Source organism: Pseudomonas sp. SAR267, assembly GCF_052077595.1.
GTDB lineage: Bacteria > Pseudomonadota > Gammaproteobacteria > Pseudomonadales > Pseudomonadaceae > Aquipseudomonas > Aquipseudomonas vlassakiae.
Genome location: NZ_JBQIHU010000001.1, coordinates 1,927,486 through 1,943,460, shown reverse-complemented (window position 1 = coordinate 1,943,460; position 15,975 = coordinate 1,927,486). Strand labels below are relative to the sequence as shown.

The following is a 15,975-nucleotide window of genomic DNA, read 5'->3' as shown; positions in this document are numbered from 1 at the left end:
GGTTTACACTCTCTGTTCCCTTCACAGGAGCAGAGCAGTGCTGACTCATCTTGATTCCCAGGGGCGCGCCAACATGGTCGACGTCACTGAAAAGGCCGTGACCGAGCGCGAGGCCGTGGCCGAGGCGCGGGTGCGCATGTTGCCGCAGACCTTGCAGATGATCGTCGACGGCGAGCATCCCAAGGGCGATGTGTTCGCCGTGGCGCGCATTGCCGGCATCCAGGCGGCGAAGAAGACCAGTGACCTCATCCCGCTGTGCCACCCGCTGATGCTCACCAGCGTCAAGGTCGAACTGAGCGCCGAAGGCCAGGACGCGGTGCGTATCCTGGCCCGCTGCAAGCTGGCCGGCCAGACCGGGGTCGAGATGGAAGCGCTGACTGCGGCCAGCGTCGCTGCGCTGACGATCTATGACATGTGCAAGGCAGTGGACAAGGGCATGGTCATCGAACAGGTGCGCCTGCTGGAAAAAGTTGGCGGCAAGAGTGGGCACTACAAGGTGGAGGCGTGATGAAGGTCAAAGTGATGTACTTCGCCCGTTACCGTGAATTGCTGGGCGTCGATGCCGAGCGCCTGGAAGGCGAGTTCAAAGTGGTCGACGATGTGCGCCAGGCCCTGGTGGCCAAGGGTGGGCAGTATGCGGTGCTGGCCGAACAGAACCTGATGAGTGCGCGAAACGAAGAGCTGTGCAAGCTCGACGAGCCGCTGGAAGAGGGCGATGAAGTGGCGTTCTTCCCGCCGGTGACCGGAGGCTGAACATGGCAGTGCGAGTGCAACACGGGGCGTTCGACCCGGGGGCCGAGGTCAATGCCATGCATGCGGCCAACGTCGGCGTTGGTGCCGTGGTCGGTTTCGTCGGCTATGTCCGCGATTTCAACGATGGTCGGGACGTGGCGGGGATGTTTCTCGAACATTATCCGGGCATGACCGAGAAGGCCCTGGCCAAGATCGTGGTCGAGGCCGAGCAGCGCTGGCCGTTGCTCAAGGTCGAGGTGCTGCACCGCATCGGTGCGCTGGAGCCGGGTGAGCCGATCGTCTTTGTCGGTGTGGCCAGTGCCCATCGGCAGGCGGCGTTCGATGCCTGCAACTTCATCATGGACTACCTGAAGACCCGGGCGCCGTTCTGGAAGAAGGAAAATACCCAGGATGGGCCGCGCTGGGTGGAAGGCAAGCAGAGTGACCAGGATGCCGCCGGGCGCTGGTAAGGCAGGACACAGATCGCTTTTGTAGGAGCGGCCTTGTGTCGCGAAAGGAGCGCGAAGCGGTCCCAACAATTTCTGCATACAAGCTGAAATCCTGGGGCCGCTCCGCGGCCCTTTCGCGACACAAGGCCGCTCCTACAAGGGCGGCTAGCGCATCAGTGGTGCTTGCGAGGCACCGGTTTCAGCAATTCATCCGGCGGCATCTCGCACTTGATCTTGCGCCCCAGCAGCTCTTCGATGGCCGGTAGCTGGTAGGAATCATCCTCACCGGCAAAGCTGATCGACACCCCGCTGGTGCCCGCGCGGCCCGTACGGCCAATGCGGTGCACGTAGTCGTCCGGGTCTTCCGGCAGGGTGAAGTTGATCACGTGGCTGATGCCGTCGATGTGAATCCCGCGCCCGGCCACATCCGTGGCCACCAGCACGGTGATGCGCCCTTCGCGGAAGTTTTCCAAGGTGCGAATACGCTTGTGCTGCGGTACGTCACCGGACAACTGCGCGGCGTTGATACCGTCGCGCACGAGCTTTTCCTCGATGCGCCGTACCTCATCCTTGCGGTTGGCAAACACCATCACCCGTTCCCACTTGTTCTGGGTCACCAGGTTGTACAGCAGCTTGTACTTGTCGCTGCCGGCCACCGCATACACGTGTTGCTCGACCGTCTCGCTGGCGACGTTCTCCGGCTCGATCTCGACGATCGCCGGGTTGGTGGTCCACTGCTTGGCCAGGTTCATCACGTCGTCGGTGAAGGTGGCGGAGAACAGCAGGGTCTGGCGTTCGCTCTTCGGCGGGGTCTGGCGGATGATCTGCCGCACTTGGGGGATGAAGCCCATGTCGAGCATGCGGTCGGCTTCATCCAGCACCATCACCTCGACCATGTCCAGGTGCACCTCGCCGCGCTGGTTGAAGTCCAGCAGGCGGCCCGGGGTGGCCACCAGAATGTCGCAATGACGGGCTTCCAGCGCTTTGAGCTGCTTGTCGAAGTCCATGCCGCCGACGAAGCTCATCACGTTCAGGCCGGTGTACCTGGTCAGGGCAACGGCATCCTTGGCGATCTGCACCACCAGCTCGCGGGTTGGCGCGATGATCAGCGCGCGCGGCTCGCCCATGTAGCGCTCTTTGGGCGGCGGCGTCTGCTGCAGCTGGGAAATGATCGAAATCAGGAATGCCGCGGTCTTGCCGGTACCGGTCTGGGCGCGGCCGATGGCATCCTGGCCGGCCAGGGTATAACCCAGTACCTGCGCCTGGATCGGCGTGCAGTAAGGGAAACCGAGGTCGTGGATGGCGTGCATCAGCTCGTTTGAGAGCTTGAAGTCGTGGAAGCGGGTCTTGCCCTCTTGCGGCTCGACCACGAAGTCTTCCGGCTTCCACAGGCTCGCCTGGGGCTTTGGCTTGCGTTCGCGGCGTGGTTTGTCCTTGGCCGGCTTGTCGGCAGGCGCTGCCGCGTGGGCGGGTGCTTCTGCTTTGGCGGCGGGCTTGGCGCGGGGCGCGTCCGGTTTCGGCGCGGGCCGGGCCTCGGCAGTGGGGGCGGGCGCCGTCGGCGTCACGCTGGCAGCAGGAGCGGCGGGCTGTGCCGCAGCGTCTCCTTTGCCGAATATTTTCTTGAGTGCCTTGAGCACGATCGTCTCATCAACTGGTTAAGGAATGTACGCCGGGCAGTGTAAAGCAAGATTTGGGCGCGGCGTAGCGGAAAACTCCCACAGCTACAGAAGCTGAGGCTTATTGCAATTGCTTGCTCAGCCAGTCGTGGATATCGCTCAGTTCCTCGACCACCACCTCGTGCTCCATCGGGTATTCGTGCCAGCGTGCGGCGACGCCCCAGGTATTGAGGTATTCGAACGCGGTACGGCCCATGGACGGAATCACTACCGGGTCGTGCACGCCATGCAGGCAGAGGGCCGGGGTGCGTTGCTGGCAAGCGCTCAGCTGATGGCTGTCGGAGAAGGTCGGGGCGTAGGTCGACAGGGCGATCACTCCGCCCAACGCTTCCTGCCACTTTATATAGGCAGTGTGCAGCACCACCGCGCCACCTTGGGAGAAGCCGGCGAGGAAGATCCGCGACAGGTTGATGCCCTTGGCCTGCTCGGCCTTGATCAGGCCGATGATCTGCTCGGCCGATTCTTCCAGCTGTGCTTCGTCGATGGCGCGGGCCGGTGTCATGGCCTTGATGTCATACCAGCTGGGCATGGCGTAGCCGCCGTTGATGGTCACCGGGCGGGTCGGCGCCTGGGGCATGACGAAGCGGGTGCTGGTCAGCCGTTCCTGCATGAATTCGGCCACTGGTAGGAAGTCGTAACGGTCGGCACCCAAACCGTGCAACCAGATCACACAGGCGTCAGCGGTTTTCTGGGGTTCGAGAATCAACGGGTTGGTCATGACTGCTCCGAAAGAGTGCGGATGTTATTAGGCCGTGCGTGAAAAGAAGGCGCTGCAATTGATTGTCGGAAAAAGAATGTCGCAACGATACAACTTTCCCTACTTGACGAGCGCTTAAACGCTCCAGCCAGCAAATCTGGTACGCGCTTTGCACTTCTTCATACGATGCAAAGGGCGGGCCGTGACGGTAACACCCTCTGCACGCGAAGGCTGTCACAGAACAGCCCATTGCGCCAATTGACCCAATAACAAGCCAACAAGGGTCGGATGCGCCTCATAAGGGTGCGGTGCAATTCCGGCTCGTACAACAAGAGCGATTTGGAGGTTGTGAATGAAGATGTTGAAAACCACCCTGGCAGTCCTGACCGCTGCCGCTGCACTGGGCGCCGTGAGCACCGCCCAGGCCGGCGCCACGCTCGATGCGGTAAAGAAGAAGGGCTTCGTCCAGTGTGGCGTGAGCGACGGTCTTCCAGGCTTCTCGGTACCTGATACGCAGGGCAAGATCGTCGGTATCGACGCCGATGTCTGCCGCGCCGTGGCCGCCGCCGTGTTCGGCGACGCGACCAAGGTCAAGTTCAGCCAGCTCAACGCCAAGGAACGCTTCACCGCGCTGCAGTCGGGCGAAGTCGACGTGCTGTCGCGCAACACCACCTGGACCAGCTCGCGCGATGCCGGCATGGGCCTGGTGTTCGCGGGCGTGACCTACTACGACGGCGTCGGCTTCCTGGTCAATAAAAAGCTCGGCGTTTCCAGCGCCAAGGAACTCGACGGTGCGACCATCTGCATCCAGGCCGGTACCACCACCGAACTGAACGTTTCGGACTACTTCCGCGCCAACGGGCTGAAGTACACCCCGATCACCTTCGACACCTCCGACGAAAGCGCCAAGTCGCTGGAATCCGGTCGTTGCGACGTGCTGACCTCGGACAAGTCGCAGCTGTTCGCCCAGCGCTCCAAGCTGGCATCGCCCAAAGATTACGTGGTGCTGCCGGAAACCATCTCCAAGGAACCCCTGGGCCCGGTAGTGCGCAAAGGCGACGAAGACTGGTTCAGCATCGTCAAGTGGACCTTGTTCGCCATGCTCAACGCCGAAGAGGCCGGCATCACCTCGAAGAACGTCGAGGCCGAGGCCAAGTCCACCAAGAACCCGGACGTTGCCCGCCTGCTGGGCGCAGACGGTGAATATGGCAAGGACCTGAAGCTGCCCAAGGACTGGGTAGTGCAGATCGTCAAGCAGGTCGGCAACTACGGCGAAGTGTTCGAGAAGAACCTGGGCAAGAGCACACCGCTGGAGATCGACCGTGGCCTGAACGCTCTGTGGAACAACGGCGGCATCCAGTACGCGCCACCCGTGCGCTGATGGTTGCACCCTGCGGCGGCGTGTTGCCGCCGCGGGCTGTTCGAATCCCTAATGTCCGGGGCACTTCATGCAAAATCATATCGGCGCACGGAAGGGCTTGACCCTGAGTGATCCACGAGTGCGCGCGTGGCTGTTCCAGGTTCTCACGATCGCTTTCGTGGTGGGCCTGGGCTGGTACCTGTTTCACAATACGCAAACCAACCTGCAACACCGGGGTATCACCTCGGGCTTCGACTTCCTCGAACGTAGCGCTGGCTTCGGCATCGCCCAGCACCTGATTCCCTACGTGGAATCCGACAGCTATGCGCGGGTATTCGTCATCGGCTTGCTCAACACCTTGCTGGTGACGTTCATCGGCGTGATCCTGGCGACCCTCCTTGGCTTCATCATCGGCGTGGCGCGGCTGTCGCCGAACTGGATGATCAACAAGCTGGCGACCGTTTATGTGGAAACCTTCCGCAACATTCCGCCGCTGCTGCAGATCCTGTTCTGGTACTTCGCGGTGTTCCTGACCCTGCCGGGGCCAAGGGGCAGCATCAACATCAACGATGCCTTCTTCATCAGCAATCGGGGCCTGAACATGCCCGGTGCCTCGATGGCCGAAGGCTTCTGGCCGTTCGTGGTCGCCCTGGTGCTGGCACTGGTGGCAATCGTGCTGATGGTGCGTTATGCCAACAGGCGCTTCGACGCAACCGGCGAGCCGTTCCACAAGTTCTGGGTGGGGCTGGCGCTGCTCATCGCCATTCCAGGTGCCTGCGCGCTGCTGTTCGGCAGCCCGGTGCATTGGGAGGTACCGCAGCTCAAAGGCTTCAACTTTGTCGGCGGCTGGGTGTTGATCCCTGAGCTGCTGGCGCTGACCCTGGCGTTGACCATCTACACGGCGGCGTTCATTGCCGAGATCGTGCGTTCCGGCATTCGTTCGGTGAGCCACGGCCAGACCGAAGCGGCCCACTCGCTTGGCCTTCGCGACGGCCCGACCCTGCGCAAGGTGATCATCCCCCAGGCACTGCGGGTGATCATTCCGCCGCTGACCAGCCAATACCTGAACCTGGCGAAGAACTCGTCACTGGCGGCCGGTATCGGTTACCCCGAGATGGTCTCGCTGTTCGCCGGTACCGTGCTCAACCAGACCGGCCAGGCCATCGAGGTGATCGCCATCACCATGAGTGTCTATCTCGCCATCAGCATCAGCATTTCGCTGCTGATGAACTGGTACAACAAGCGCATCGCGCTGATCGAGCGGTGAGGATACGCCCGTGAATGCTCATGTTTTCAAACCCGACATGCCGCCACCGGTGAAAACCGTCGGCGTGCTCGCATGGATGCGTGCAAACCTGTTCTCCAGCTGGCTCAACACCCTGCTGACCGTGTTCGCCGTGTACCTGGTGTGGCTGATCGTGCCACCGTTGGTGCAATGGGCGTTGATCGACGCCAACTGGGTCGGCACTACCCGCGCTGACTGCACCCGGTCGGGCGCCTGCTGGGTGTTCGTGCAGCAGCGCTTCGGCCAGTTCATGTACGGCTACTACCCGGCCGAGCTGCGCTGGCGTGTCGACCTCACCGTGTGGCTGGCGGTGCTCGGTGCGGCACCGCTGTTCATCAAGCGTTTCCCGCGCAAGGCCTTCTACGGCCTGGGCTTTCTGGTGCTGTATCCGATCATCGCCTACACCTTGCTGCATGGCGGCGTGCTGGGCCTGAGCAATGTCGCCACCAGCCAGTGGGGCGGCCTGATGCTGACCCTGGTGATCGCTACCGTGGGGATCGTCGGCGCCTTGCCACTGGGCATCCTGCTCGCCCTTGGCCGGCGCTCGCGGATGCCGGCGGTGAAGGTGGTCTGCGTGACCTTCATCGAGTTCTGGCGTGGCGTGCCGCTGATCACCGTGCTGTTCATGTCGTCGGTGATGCTGCCGTTGTTCCTGCCGGAAGGCATGAGCTTCGACAAGCTGCTGCGAGCGATGATCGGGGTGATCCTGTTCCAGTCGGCCTATGTCGCCGAAGTGGTCCGTGGTGGCCTGCAGGCTATCCCCAAGGGCCAGTACGAAGCCGCCGCTGCCATGGGCCTGGGCTACTGGCGCTCGATGGGCCTGGTGATTCTGCCGCAGGCGCTCAAGCTGGTGATCCCCGGTATCGTCAACACCTTCATCGCCCTGTTCAAGGACACCAGCCTGGTGATCATCATCGGCCTGTTCGACCTGCTCAACAGCGTCAAGCAAGCCGCCGCTGACCCGGCCTGGCTGGGCATGGCCACCGAGGGCTACGTGTTTGCCGCCCTGGTGTTCTGGATTTTCTGTTTCGGTATGTCCCGCTACTCCATGCACCTGGAGCGCAAGCTGGACACTGGCCACAAGCGTTAGGAGTTTCGAAATGAGTGAAGCGATCAAGCAGCCTGCCGGCCCCGAAGGCATCATCCAGATGCAGGGCGTGAACAAGTGGTACGGCCAGTTCCATGTGCTCAAGGACATCAACCTGAACGTGCGCCAGGGCGAGCGCATCGTCCTGTGCGGGCCATCCGGCTCGGGCAAGTCGACCACCATCCGCTGCCTCAACCGCCTGGAGGAACACCAGCAGGGCCGCATCGTGGTCGATGGCGTGGAACTGACCAACGACCTCAAGCAGATCGAAGCGATCCGCCGAGAGGTGGGCATGGTCTTCCAGCACTTCAACCTGTTCCCGCACCTGAGCATTCTGGAAAACTGCACCTTGGCACCGATGTGGGTGCGCAAGATGCCACGGCGCAAGGCCGAGGAAATCGCCATGCACTACCTTGAGCGGGTACGCATTCCGGAGCAGGCGCACAAGTTCCCAGGGCAGCTCTCGGGTGGCCAGCAGCAGCGTGTGGCGATTGCCCGGGCGCTGTGCATGAAGCCGAAGATCATGCTGTTCGACGAGCCGACCTCGGCGCTGGACCCGGAAATGGTCAAGGAAGTGCTCGACACCATGGTCGGCCTGGCCGAGGACGGCATGACCATGCTCTGTGTGACCCACGAAATGGGCTTTGCCCGCACCGTGGCGAACCGGGTGATCTTCATGGACAAAGGGGAAATCGTCGAGCAGGCGGCGCCGGATGACTTCTTCGACCGCCCGCGCAGTGACCGGACCAAACTGTTCCTCAGCCAGATCCTGCACTGATACACGCAGTGAAAAAAGGGGCCGCGCATGCGGCCCCTTTTTTTCAGTTCTCTTCCTTCGCCGGGCTCGGCGCCGGTGGTGGTCGTAGCCCCACCTCGGCAATCAGCTTGAGCTGCTGACCATTGCGCATCACCTCGATGGTGATCTTCTCGGTCGGCTTGATCCGCGCTACCTGGTTCATCGACTTGCGCCCGTCACCGGCCGGTTCACCGTTGATGCTCAGGATCACGTCGCCCAGCTGCAGCCCGGCCTTCTGTGCCGGGCCGTCGCGGAAGATCCCGGCCACCACGATGCCCGGACGGCCCTGCATGCCGAACGATTCAGCCAGCTCCTGGCTCAACGGCTGCACTTCGATGCCCAGCCAGCCACGGATCACCTGGCCATGCTCGACGATCGACTTCATCACCTCCAGTGCCAGTTTGATCGGAATGGCGAAGCCGATGCCCTGGGAACCGCCGGACTTGGAGAAAATCGCGGTGTTGATGCCGACCAGGTTGCCATTGGCGTCGACCAGTGCACCGCCGGAGTTGCCCGGGTTGATTGCCGCGTCGGTCTGGATGAAGTCTTCGTAGTTGTTCAGGCCCAGCTGGTTGCGGCCGGTGGCACTGATGATGCCCATGGTCACGGTCTGGCCAACGCCGAACGGGTTGCCGATGGCCAGTACCACATCACCGATGTGGATGTTGTCGGAGCGGCCGATGGTGATGGCGGGCAGGTTCTTCAGGTCGATCTTCAGCACCGCCAGGTCGGTTTCCGGGTCGCTGCCGATCACCCGTGCCAGGGTTTCACGGCCGTCTTTCAGGGCCACGACGATCTGGTCGGCGCCGCTGGTGACGTGGTTGTTGGTGAGCAGGTAGCCCTCGGGGCTCATGATCACCGCCGAGCCCAGGCTCGACTCCCAGCGGCGCTGCTTGGGCAGGTTGTCGCCGAAGAAGCGGCGGAACTGCGGGTCTTCGAACAGCGGGTGGGCGGTCTTGTTCACCACCTTGGTGGTGTACAGGTTGACCACGGCCGGGGCGGCGAGGGTCACGGCGTCGGCGTAGGACACCGGGCCCTGCATGATCCGCGTGGTTTGTGGAGCTTGCTGCAGGTTGACGTCCTGGCTGGGCAGGCCGACCCACTCCGGGTAGCGCTGGATGATCAGTACGGCAATCAGAACACCGGTAAGCAGGGGCCAGCCAAAGTAACGCAACGCCTTGAACATGAACGAGTCCTGGAAAGAGCGGGGGCCGGTGGCCGCGCAATGGGGCATGAGCGCGCGCGATCATACACCGGTTCCCCCGATGCCGGCGACGGCCCATAATGGCCGGCATTATACGGGCGTTCTGCAGGCGTTGCGCCCGTGAAAAGCGCAGATTTCGAGGAGATTTTCATGGCCGTCGCTCTCAACACCCTGGTCGAGGAAGCCGAACGCTACCTGGGCAGCGCGAAGATCCAGGACTATTGCCCCAATGGCCTGCAAGTCGAGGGCCGGCCGCAGGTCAGCCGCATCGTCAGCGGCGTCACCGCCAGCCAGGCCTTGCTGGATGCGGCGGTCGAAGCCGAGGCCGACCTGATCCTGGTGCACCATGGTTACTTCTGGAAGGGCGAGAACCCCTGCGTGACCGGGATCCGACAACGCCGGCTGAAGACCCTGCTCAAGCACGACATCAGCCTGCTGGCGTTTCACCTGCCGCTGGATGTGCACCCTGAAGTCGGCAACAACGTGCAGCTGGCGCGGCAACTGGACGTCACTGTCGAAGGCCCGCTGGACCCGGAAAACCCCAAGGTGGTCGGGCTTGTCGGTTCGCTGGCGGAACCGGTGACCGCGCGCGATTTTGCCCGCCGGGTGCAGGAAGTGCTCGGGCGTGAGCCATTGCTGGTAGAAGGTGACGCGATGATCCGCAGGGTGGGCTGGTGCACCGGGGGCGGGCAGGGCTACATCGACACGGCGATTGCTGCGGGAGTTGACCTGTACCTCACGGGCGAGGCGTCCGAACAGACCTATCACAGCGCCCGCGAGACTGGCGTCAGCTTCATTGCTGCCGGGCACCATGCTACCGAGCGCTATGGGGTGCAGGCGCTGGGTGATTACCTGGCGCGGCGCTTCGCCCTGGAGCACCTGTTCATCGATTGCCCGAATCCTATCTGACATCGGTGTCGCCTGCTTCGCGGGTGAACCCGCTCCCACGGGATCGCGCCGGGCCTGTGGGTTTACCCGCGAAAGGGCCGGGCCTGCCAGCCCAAACCCGCAGTCATATCGTTAGACTTTTTCGATCTAGCCCGCCTCCTAAATAGAAGCAGCCCCTGTGATAAAGTGGCTCGCTCGAACACGGCCCGCAGGCCGTCCATAAGATCGTTTTTCGTGAGTAGCCATGGTCGACAAACTGACGCACTTGAAACAGCTGGAGGCGGAAAGCATCCACATCATCCGCGAGGTGGCCGCCGAGTTCGACAACCCGGTGATGCTGTACTCGATCGGCAAGGATTCCGCCGTGATGCTGCACCTGGCGCGCAAGGCCTTCTTCCCGGGCAAGCTGCCGTTCCCGGTGATGCACGTCGACACCCAGTGGAAATTCCAGGAGATGTACCGCTTCCGCGACAAGATGGTCGAGGAAATGGGCCTGGAGTTGATCACCCACGTCAACCCTGAGGGTGTGGCGCAGGGCATCAACCCGTTCACCCATGGCAGCTCCAAGCACACCGATATCATGAAGACCCAGGGCCTCAAGCAGGCGCTGGACAAGCATGGTTTCGACGCCGCCTTCGGTGGCGCGCGCCGCGACGAAGAGAAGTCCCGGGCCAAGGAGCGCGTGTATTCGTTCCGTGACAGCAAGCACCGCTGGGACCCGAAGAACCAGCGCCCGGAACTGTGGAACGTCTACAACGGCAAGGTCAACAAGGGCGAGTCGATCCGCGTCTTCCCGCTGTCGAACTGGACCGAGCTGGACATCTGGCAGTACATCTACCTCGAAGGCATCCCGATCGTACCGCTGTACTTCGCCGCTGAGCGTGAAGTCATCGAAAAGAACGGCACCCTGATCATGATCGACGACGATCGCATCCTCGAGCACCTTTCCGAGGAAGAAAAGGCGCGCATCGTCAAGAAGAAGGTGCGTTTCCGTACCCTCGGCTGCTACCCGCTGACGGGCGCTGTCGAGTCGGAAGCCGAAACGCTCACCGACATCATTCAGGAAATGCTCCTGACGCGCACTTCCGAGCGCCAGGGCCGAGTCATCGACCACGATGGCGCCGGTTCCATGGAAGACAAGAAACGTCAGGGCTACTTCTAATTTTCAGGGTCACTCCATGTCGCACCAATCCGATTTGATCAGCGAAGATATCCTCGCTTATCTGGCTCAGCACGAGCGTAAAGAACTGCTGCGTTTCCTCACCTGCGGTAACGTGGATGACGGCAAGAGCACCCTGATCGGGCGCCTGCTGCACGACTCGAAGATGATCTACGAGGACCACCTCGAGGCCATCACCCGTGATTCGAAGAAAGTTGGCACCACCGGCGAAGAAGTCGACCTGGCGCTGCTGGTAGACGGCTTGCAGGCCGAGCGCGAGCAGGGCATCACCATCGATGTCGCCTATCGCTACTTCTCGACCGCCAAGCGCAAGTTCATCATCGCCGACACCCCGGGCCACGAGCAGTACACCCGCAACATGGCCACCGGCGCGTCCACCTGCGACCTGGCGATCATCCTGGTCGATGCCCGCTACGGCGTGCAGACCCAGACCCGTCGCCACAGCTACATCGCATCCTTGCTGGGCATCAAGCACATCGTGGTCGCAGTCAACAAGATGGACCTCAAAGGCTTCGACGAAGGCGTGTTCGAGTCGATCAAGGCCGACTACCTGAAGTTCGCCGATGCCATCAACCTGAAGCCAAGCAGCCTGCACTTCGTGCCGATGTCGGCGCTCAAGGGCGACAACGTGGTCAACCACAGCGAGCAATCGCCTTGGTACGCCGGCCCGACCCTGATGGAAATCCTCGAGACCGTTGAAGTGTCGGCCGACCGCAACGTCACCGATCTGCGCTTCCCGGTGCAGTACGTCAACCGCCCGAACCTGAACTTCCGCGGCTTCGCCGGCACCATCGCCAGCGGCGTGGTGCACAAGGGTGACGAAGTGGTCGTGCTGCCGTCGGGCAAGAGCAGCCGGGTCAAGTCCATCGTCACCTACGAAGGTGAACTGGAGAACGCCGGCCCAGGCCAGGCCGTGACCTTGACCATGGAAGACGAGATCGACATCTCCCGTGGCGACTTGCTGGTGCACGCCGATAACGTGCCGCCAGTTACCGACCAGTTCGACGCCATGCTGGTGTGGATGGCCGAGGAGCCGATGCTCCCGGGCAAGAAGTACGACATCAAGCGCGCCACCAGCTATGTGCCGGGCTCGATTGCCAGCATCACCCACAGAGTTGATGTGAACACCCTGGAGCAGGGCGCTGCCAGCGCGTTGCAGTTGAATGAGATCGGCCGCGTCAAGGTCGCCCTGGACGCCGCGATCGCCCTGGACGGTTACGACAGCAACCGCACCACTGGTGCGTTCATCGTCATCGACCGCCTGACCAACGGCACCGTCGGCGCCGGCATGATCATCGCGCCGCCAGTCCTGCCGCACGGCGGCGCCGGGCAGCATGGCAAGCTCGCTCACGTGTCCACCGAAGAGCGCGCCCTGCGTTTCGGCCAGCAGCCGGCCACCGTGCTGTTCAGCGGTCTGTCCGGCGCTGGCAAGAGCACCCTGGCCTATGCCGTTGAGCGCAAGCTGTTCGACATGGGCCGTGCGGTATACGTGCTCGATGGCCAGAACCTGCGCCACGACCTGAACAAGGGCCTGCCACAGGACCGCGCCGGCCGCACCGAGAACTGGCGCCGCGCAGCCCATGTGGCGCGCCAGTTCAACGAAGCTGGCCTGCTGACCCTGGCTGCGTTCGTTGCCCCGGATGCCGAAGGTCGCGAGCAGGCCAAGGCGCTGATCGGCAAAGAGCGCCTGGTGACCGTGTACGTTCAGGCCTCGCCGCTGGCCTGCCGTGAGCGTGACCCGCAGGGCCTGTACGCAGCCGGTGGCGACAATATCCCGGGCGAAAGCTTCCCGTACGATGTGCCGCTGGATGCTGACCTGGTGATCGACACCCAGAGCACCAGCGTTGAGGAAGGTGTGAAGCAGGTGCTGGATGTGCTGCGGCAGCGTGGCGCGATCTAAGCGTTGTTGCTTGTGGAAAACCCCGCTTCGGCGGGGTTTTTTGTTGGTGGGGATATCTATGGTTGATTTATATTTTGACTAATTGACAAGTTGACATGTTTTTCGCGGCGGCCTAGCCTATAGACACATGGGCTATTCAGGCCCTGAGGAGGGTCTATGAGTGCGGTCACCCACGATGCCATTCATCCCGCGCTAGCAAGCATCGAGGCTGCCAAGGCTGCATTGCGGGAGCGCTTCGAGGAGCATCTTGCCCGAGCGTCGGCTGCGGTAGTGCTCAAAGCCGTGGCGCTTGCGGACGAGAAGGCTTTTGCTGCGCTCGCCAAGGTCGAGGTCGAGGTTGAGGCGAAACGCAGTATTGCTACGCGCAACCAGGAAGCGGTGGCCAGGATGAAGGCGCGCGCCTTTGAACGGGTAGACAGCCGCTGTGAGCTGCTTGACGCCAAAGCAGTGTGCGAAATCCTGGGCATTACCAAGCAAGCACTGAGTCAGAAGACCAAGGCGGGGAAGCTCCTGGCCTACACCAAGACCGGCAATCGCAGAAAGTTCTACCCGTCGTTTCAGTTTGCCGAAAACAAGCCAAGGTCAATCGTTGAGGCATTGATGACATCGCTTGATGTTGATCCTGCTGATACGGAAGCAATGAACACGCTCGTTCAGCACTTGGTCGGCAGAATGGATTACTCCGATCCAGGTGAGCCGAGCCACGAAGTGCCCCGGTTTGAAATGCTGGATGATCCAGCCGCTCTGGAAATCATCAAGCGTGACTACCGGAATGCGTTGATGGCGGGACAGTGAAGGCGGGCCTCGTGAGAGGTCCGCCTTTTTCGTGCTTACTCCAGTACTACACCCAGACTTTCCAGGAATTCCACAGCCGTCTCGCCATTCAATAGCAGTGCTTCCATTACCAGCTGGTGGCTGATCGCCTCGACTTGGCGCCTCCGGCCCTCGAACAGCACAAGGTTGCACCCGTCCATTGACCCGGTCACGGTGTAGACCGCTGACTGATAGAGCAGGCCATCGACCTCAGCGACATTCATGCATGCCTGGCTGATTTTTTGGGTGAGTGCATATCCCTCTCGCCCCTGTCCCTTGGCCTGCACGATATCGCGCACTTTGTGGTGGGTGGCTCTATTCGCCAATGCGGCCACGTCAACCACGTTCAATACACGCGCCGCCTTGAGTCGATGCAGTGACGTTTGCGCTAGTCGCCAGAGACTTACTGACTGGTTATCAACACCCTGGCCAGGCTGGAACGACTCGGCGACGGCAACTTCCTCAGTGAGACCGAGGTAATAGACACCGATCTGTTTGGCGGGATCGGCATAGCGGGTGTCGGAGTCTGCTCGGTAGTTGACGGGGTTGGCATCGTAAAGGGAAGGCTGGACGCGGTGCACCACGGTACCTACGGGTATCTGGCGTATCAGCTCCGGGTAACGCCTCAGTGTTTCCAGCACTTGCCTGGCGATTGTATTTTCGGGCTGCTTCGCCATACCGCTCATGAAATGCCTCCGAGCAATCGCGGTGGTGTTCGCAGATAGCGCCATATGAACGGACTGGCCCACCTACCTCTTCTTGTCCTCGACTGACTTGAAGTGCCGGTCATAATCGCTTTGGCGTTCACATCCCTGCTTGTAAGGATCAATGTCGCAGGAAAATTTCTGGTCCTGCTGATCAGGCAAAAGAAAGAATTTGCCGTCTACACAACCGGTCAGAAACAGCATCAACACCCATACAGATTTTTTCATTGCACGTCCTTGAACAGGGGAAGTCCCTTTGATTTTCGCCAGGCGATGATACGTGCGATCACCCCTACGGCGCAGCCCTCCAGTTCGTTTGCCGGGTAGTAGAGGAGGTCAGAGCCATCCGGATGTCCGGCCATGTCGATAAAGTGTTCGAGCAAGCGATCCTGCCAGCTGGAGGTTCCAGACGCCTGTAGCAATTCCTCAACCACCGTCTTGAATTCGGCGCAGGTGTAGTCGGCAAGGGAGTGTTTTGGGCTGATCACCATTTCACCTCCGATGACAGCGCATACTGCAGGGCGCTCATGATCCGCATGTTCTCGGCGTCGTACGTCGCACCGCCAAAGGCGGGTGGGTCGAGGTGGCAGATCTGGTAGTTGCGCACGCCTTTTGCGGTTTCGCAGAAGGGTGCGCGAGGTGGCCAGCCTTTCTTGAGGCGGTTGAGTTGCGAGGTAACGAATTGTTGGGAGTAGACCGGATCTTCGGCGATTGCCAGCCAAAAGGCTTGGGAGAAATCGTCGAAGCTGTAGAAGGAGCGTTTTTCCAGCTTCTTTGCGATGTAACTGGGTAGCGGGAATGCCATGCCGGTATTTCTCTCTTGTTTGATGGTGAGGTCATCGTTCAGCTAGTTGGTTTCTTGATCCAGCGGCGGTGCTCTTGATAGTCCATCTGCCGTTCGCAGCCTTGTTTGTAAGGGTCCAAGTCACACTGGAATTTCATTTCTTGCCTGTTGGGAAGCAGTAGGGGCATTTCGCCTGTGCATCCGGACAATATGAAAATAACGATTACTAATAGCTGTATCATATTGTGCTCGAGTCTATGTGTTGGCAACGTCCTTTTGAGTCGTTGTTTAGTGTGGTTTATTTTTGTGCCAGCGGGGGGAGCCTTGCCATGCATTGGATATTATGGCTAATTTATAAATGTGAAATGTGATAATTGTATGTGGGAGTATTCTATCTTTGCTGTAGGAGATTTTCCCCAT

General features: G+C 61.1%; 18 protein-coding genes. 11 read left to right on the top strand and 7 right to left on the bottom strand.

What is annotated here, in order from left to right; genetic code table 11:
• Positions 1 to 37 precede the first annotated feature (37 nt).
• From moaC to moaE, 3 genes are read left to right on the top strand one after another with little or no spacing between them, the layout of a single operon-like run.
• On the top strand, positions 38 to 508 hold the full coding sequence (gene moaC / locus ACTORR_RS09375; RefSeq protein WP_054884662.1) for a cyclic pyranopterin monophosphate synthase MoaC: 471 nt from the start codon (positions 38 to 40) through the stop codon (positions 506 to 508).
• The gene (gene moaD / locus ACTORR_RS09370) at positions 508 to 753 is read left to right on the top strand and encodes a molybdopterin converting factor subunit 1 (protein ID WP_099815833.1); all 246 of its coding nucleotides are present in this window, start codon (positions 508 to 510) and stop codon (positions 751 to 753) included. Before moaC ends, moaD begins: the two co-directional genes overlap by 1 nt.
• A gap of 2 nt (positions 754 to 755) precedes the next feature.
• Complete coding sequence (gene moaE / locus ACTORR_RS09365) at positions 756 to 1,202, top strand: molybdopterin synthase catalytic subunit MoaE (protein WP_099815832.1); 447 nt, start codon at positions 756 to 758, stop codon at positions 1,200 to 1,202.
• A gap of 152 nt (positions 1,203 to 1,354) precedes the next feature.
• Here the strand turns inward: moaE and rhlB are convergent, their stop codons facing one another.
• Together rhlB and ACTORR_RS09355 are read right to left on the bottom strand one after the other, a co-directional pair.
• Complete coding sequence (rhlB, locus tag ACTORR_RS09360; RefSeq protein WP_099815831.1) at positions 1,355 to 2,818, bottom strand: ATP-dependent RNA helicase RhlB; 1,464 nt, start codon at positions 2,816 to 2,818, stop codon at positions 1,355 to 1,357.
• A 100-nt stretch (positions 2,819 to 2,918) separates the two neighbouring features.
• A complete protein-coding gene (locus tag ACTORR_RS09355) occupies positions 2,919 to 3,575 on the bottom strand; it encodes an alpha/beta hydrolase (protein WP_054884658.1) in 657 nt (218 codons plus the stop codon).
• 331 nt (positions 3,576 to 3,906) lie between these two features.
• Here ACTORR_RS09355 and ACTORR_RS09350 point away from each other — a divergent pair, with 331 nt between their 5' ends.
• The 4 genes from ACTORR_RS09350 to ACTORR_RS09335 all read left to right on the top strand — a co-directional run bounded on the left by ACTORR_RS09350 (position 3,907) and on the right by ACTORR_RS09335 (position 8,064).
• Positions 3,907 to 4,935 carry an amino acid ABC transporter substrate-binding protein gene (locus ACTORR_RS09350; protein WP_054884657.1) on the top strand — a complete coding sequence of 343 codons (1,029 nt, stop codon included), beginning with the start codon at positions 3,907 to 3,909 and terminating at the stop codon, positions 4,933 to 4,935.
• Between the two features lie 67 nt (positions 4,936 to 5,002).
• Positions 5,003 to 6,181 carry an amino acid ABC transporter permease gene (locus tag ACTORR_RS09345; protein ID WP_054884656.1) on the top strand — a complete coding sequence of 393 codons (1,179 nt, stop codon included), beginning with the start codon at positions 5,003 to 5,005 and terminating at the stop codon, positions 6,179 to 6,181.
• Positions 6,182 to 6,191: 10 nt separating this feature from the next.
• Positions 6,192 to 7,289 carry an amino acid ABC transporter permease gene (locus ACTORR_RS09340; RefSeq protein WP_054884655.1) on the top strand — a complete coding sequence of 366 codons (1,098 nt, stop codon included), beginning with the start codon at positions 6,192 to 6,194 and terminating at the stop codon, positions 7,287 to 7,289.
• A 10-nt stretch (positions 7,290 to 7,299) separates the two neighbouring features.
• Positions 7,300 to 8,064 (top strand): amino acid ABC transporter ATP-binding protein, encoded by a 765-nt coding sequence (locus ACTORR_RS09335; RefSeq protein ID WP_027918029.1) that lies wholly within the window; start codon positions 7,300 to 7,302, stop codon positions 8,062 to 8,064.
• A 43-nt stretch (positions 8,065 to 8,107) separates the two neighbouring features.
• On the opposite strand, the gene algW is transcribed toward ACTORR_RS09335, so the two are convergent.
• On the bottom strand, positions 8,108 to 9,268 hold the full coding sequence (gene algW, locus ACTORR_RS09330) for a Do family serine endopeptidase AlgW (RefSeq protein ID WP_054884654.1): 1,161 nt from the start codon (positions 9,266 to 9,268) through the stop codon (positions 8,108 to 8,110).
• 168 nt (positions 9,269 to 9,436) lie between these two features.
• Between algW and ACTORR_RS09325 the strand changes: the two genes are divergently transcribed.
• From ACTORR_RS09325 to ACTORR_RS09310, 4 genes are all read left to right on the top strand, one after another.
• Positions 9,437 to 10,195, top strand: coding sequence for a Nif3-like dinuclear metal center hexameric protein (locus ACTORR_RS09325; protein ID WP_262108700.1), 759 nt, complete (start codon positions 9,437 to 9,439; stop codon positions 10,193 to 10,195).
• Positions 10,196 to 10,418: 223 nt separating this feature from the next.
• Entirely contained in the window at positions 10,419 to 11,336 is a 918-nt protein-coding gene (gene cysD / locus ACTORR_RS09320) for a sulfate adenylyltransferase subunit CysD (RefSeq protein ID WP_054884652.1), read from the top strand.
• A 16-nt stretch (positions 11,337 to 11,352) separates the two neighbouring features.
• A complete protein-coding gene (gene cysN, locus ACTORR_RS09315) occupies positions 11,353 to 13,254 on the top strand; it encodes a sulfate adenylyltransferase subunit CysN (RefSeq protein WP_441343621.1) in 1,902 nt (633 codons plus the stop codon).
• Between the two features lie 156 nt (positions 13,255 to 13,410).
• The gene (locus tag ACTORR_RS09310) at positions 13,411 to 14,049 is read left to right on the top strand and encodes a hypothetical protein (protein ID WP_177332361.1); all 639 of its coding nucleotides are present in this window, start codon (positions 13,411 to 13,413) and stop codon (positions 14,047 to 14,049) included.
• 35 nt (positions 14,050 to 14,084) lie between these two features.
• On the opposite strand, the gene ACTORR_RS09305 is transcribed toward ACTORR_RS09310, so the two are convergent.
• The 4 genes from ACTORR_RS09305 to ACTORR_RS09290 form a co-directional block, all read right to left on the bottom strand.
• Positions 14,085 to 14,753, bottom strand: a complete 669-nt coding sequence (locus ACTORR_RS09305) for an RES family NAD+ phosphorylase (RefSeq protein WP_256218604.1) — start codon at positions 14,751 to 14,753, stop codon at positions 14,085 to 14,087.
• 63 nt (positions 14,754 to 14,816) lie between these two features.
• A complete protein-coding gene (locus tag ACTORR_RS09300; RefSeq protein ID WP_054884650.1) occupies positions 14,817 to 14,999 on the bottom strand; it encodes a hypothetical protein in 183 nt (60 codons plus the stop codon).
• On the bottom strand, positions 14,996 to 15,262 hold the full coding sequence (locus tag ACTORR_RS09295) for a bacteriocin immunity protein (RefSeq protein ID WP_262108706.1): 267 nt from the start codon (positions 15,260 to 15,262) through the stop codon (positions 14,996 to 14,998). The genes ACTORR_RS09300 and ACTORR_RS09295 overlap by 4 nt, the downstream gene beginning before the upstream one ends.
• Positions 15,256 to 15,600 carry an S-type pyocin gene (locus ACTORR_RS09290; protein WP_371263241.1) on the bottom strand — a complete coding sequence of 115 codons (345 nt, stop codon included), beginning with the start codon at positions 15,598 to 15,600 and terminating at the stop codon, positions 15,256 to 15,258. The genes ACTORR_RS09295 and ACTORR_RS09290 overlap by 7 nt, the downstream gene beginning before the upstream one ends.
• Between the last annotated feature and the right edge of the window lie 375 nt (positions 15,601 to 15,975).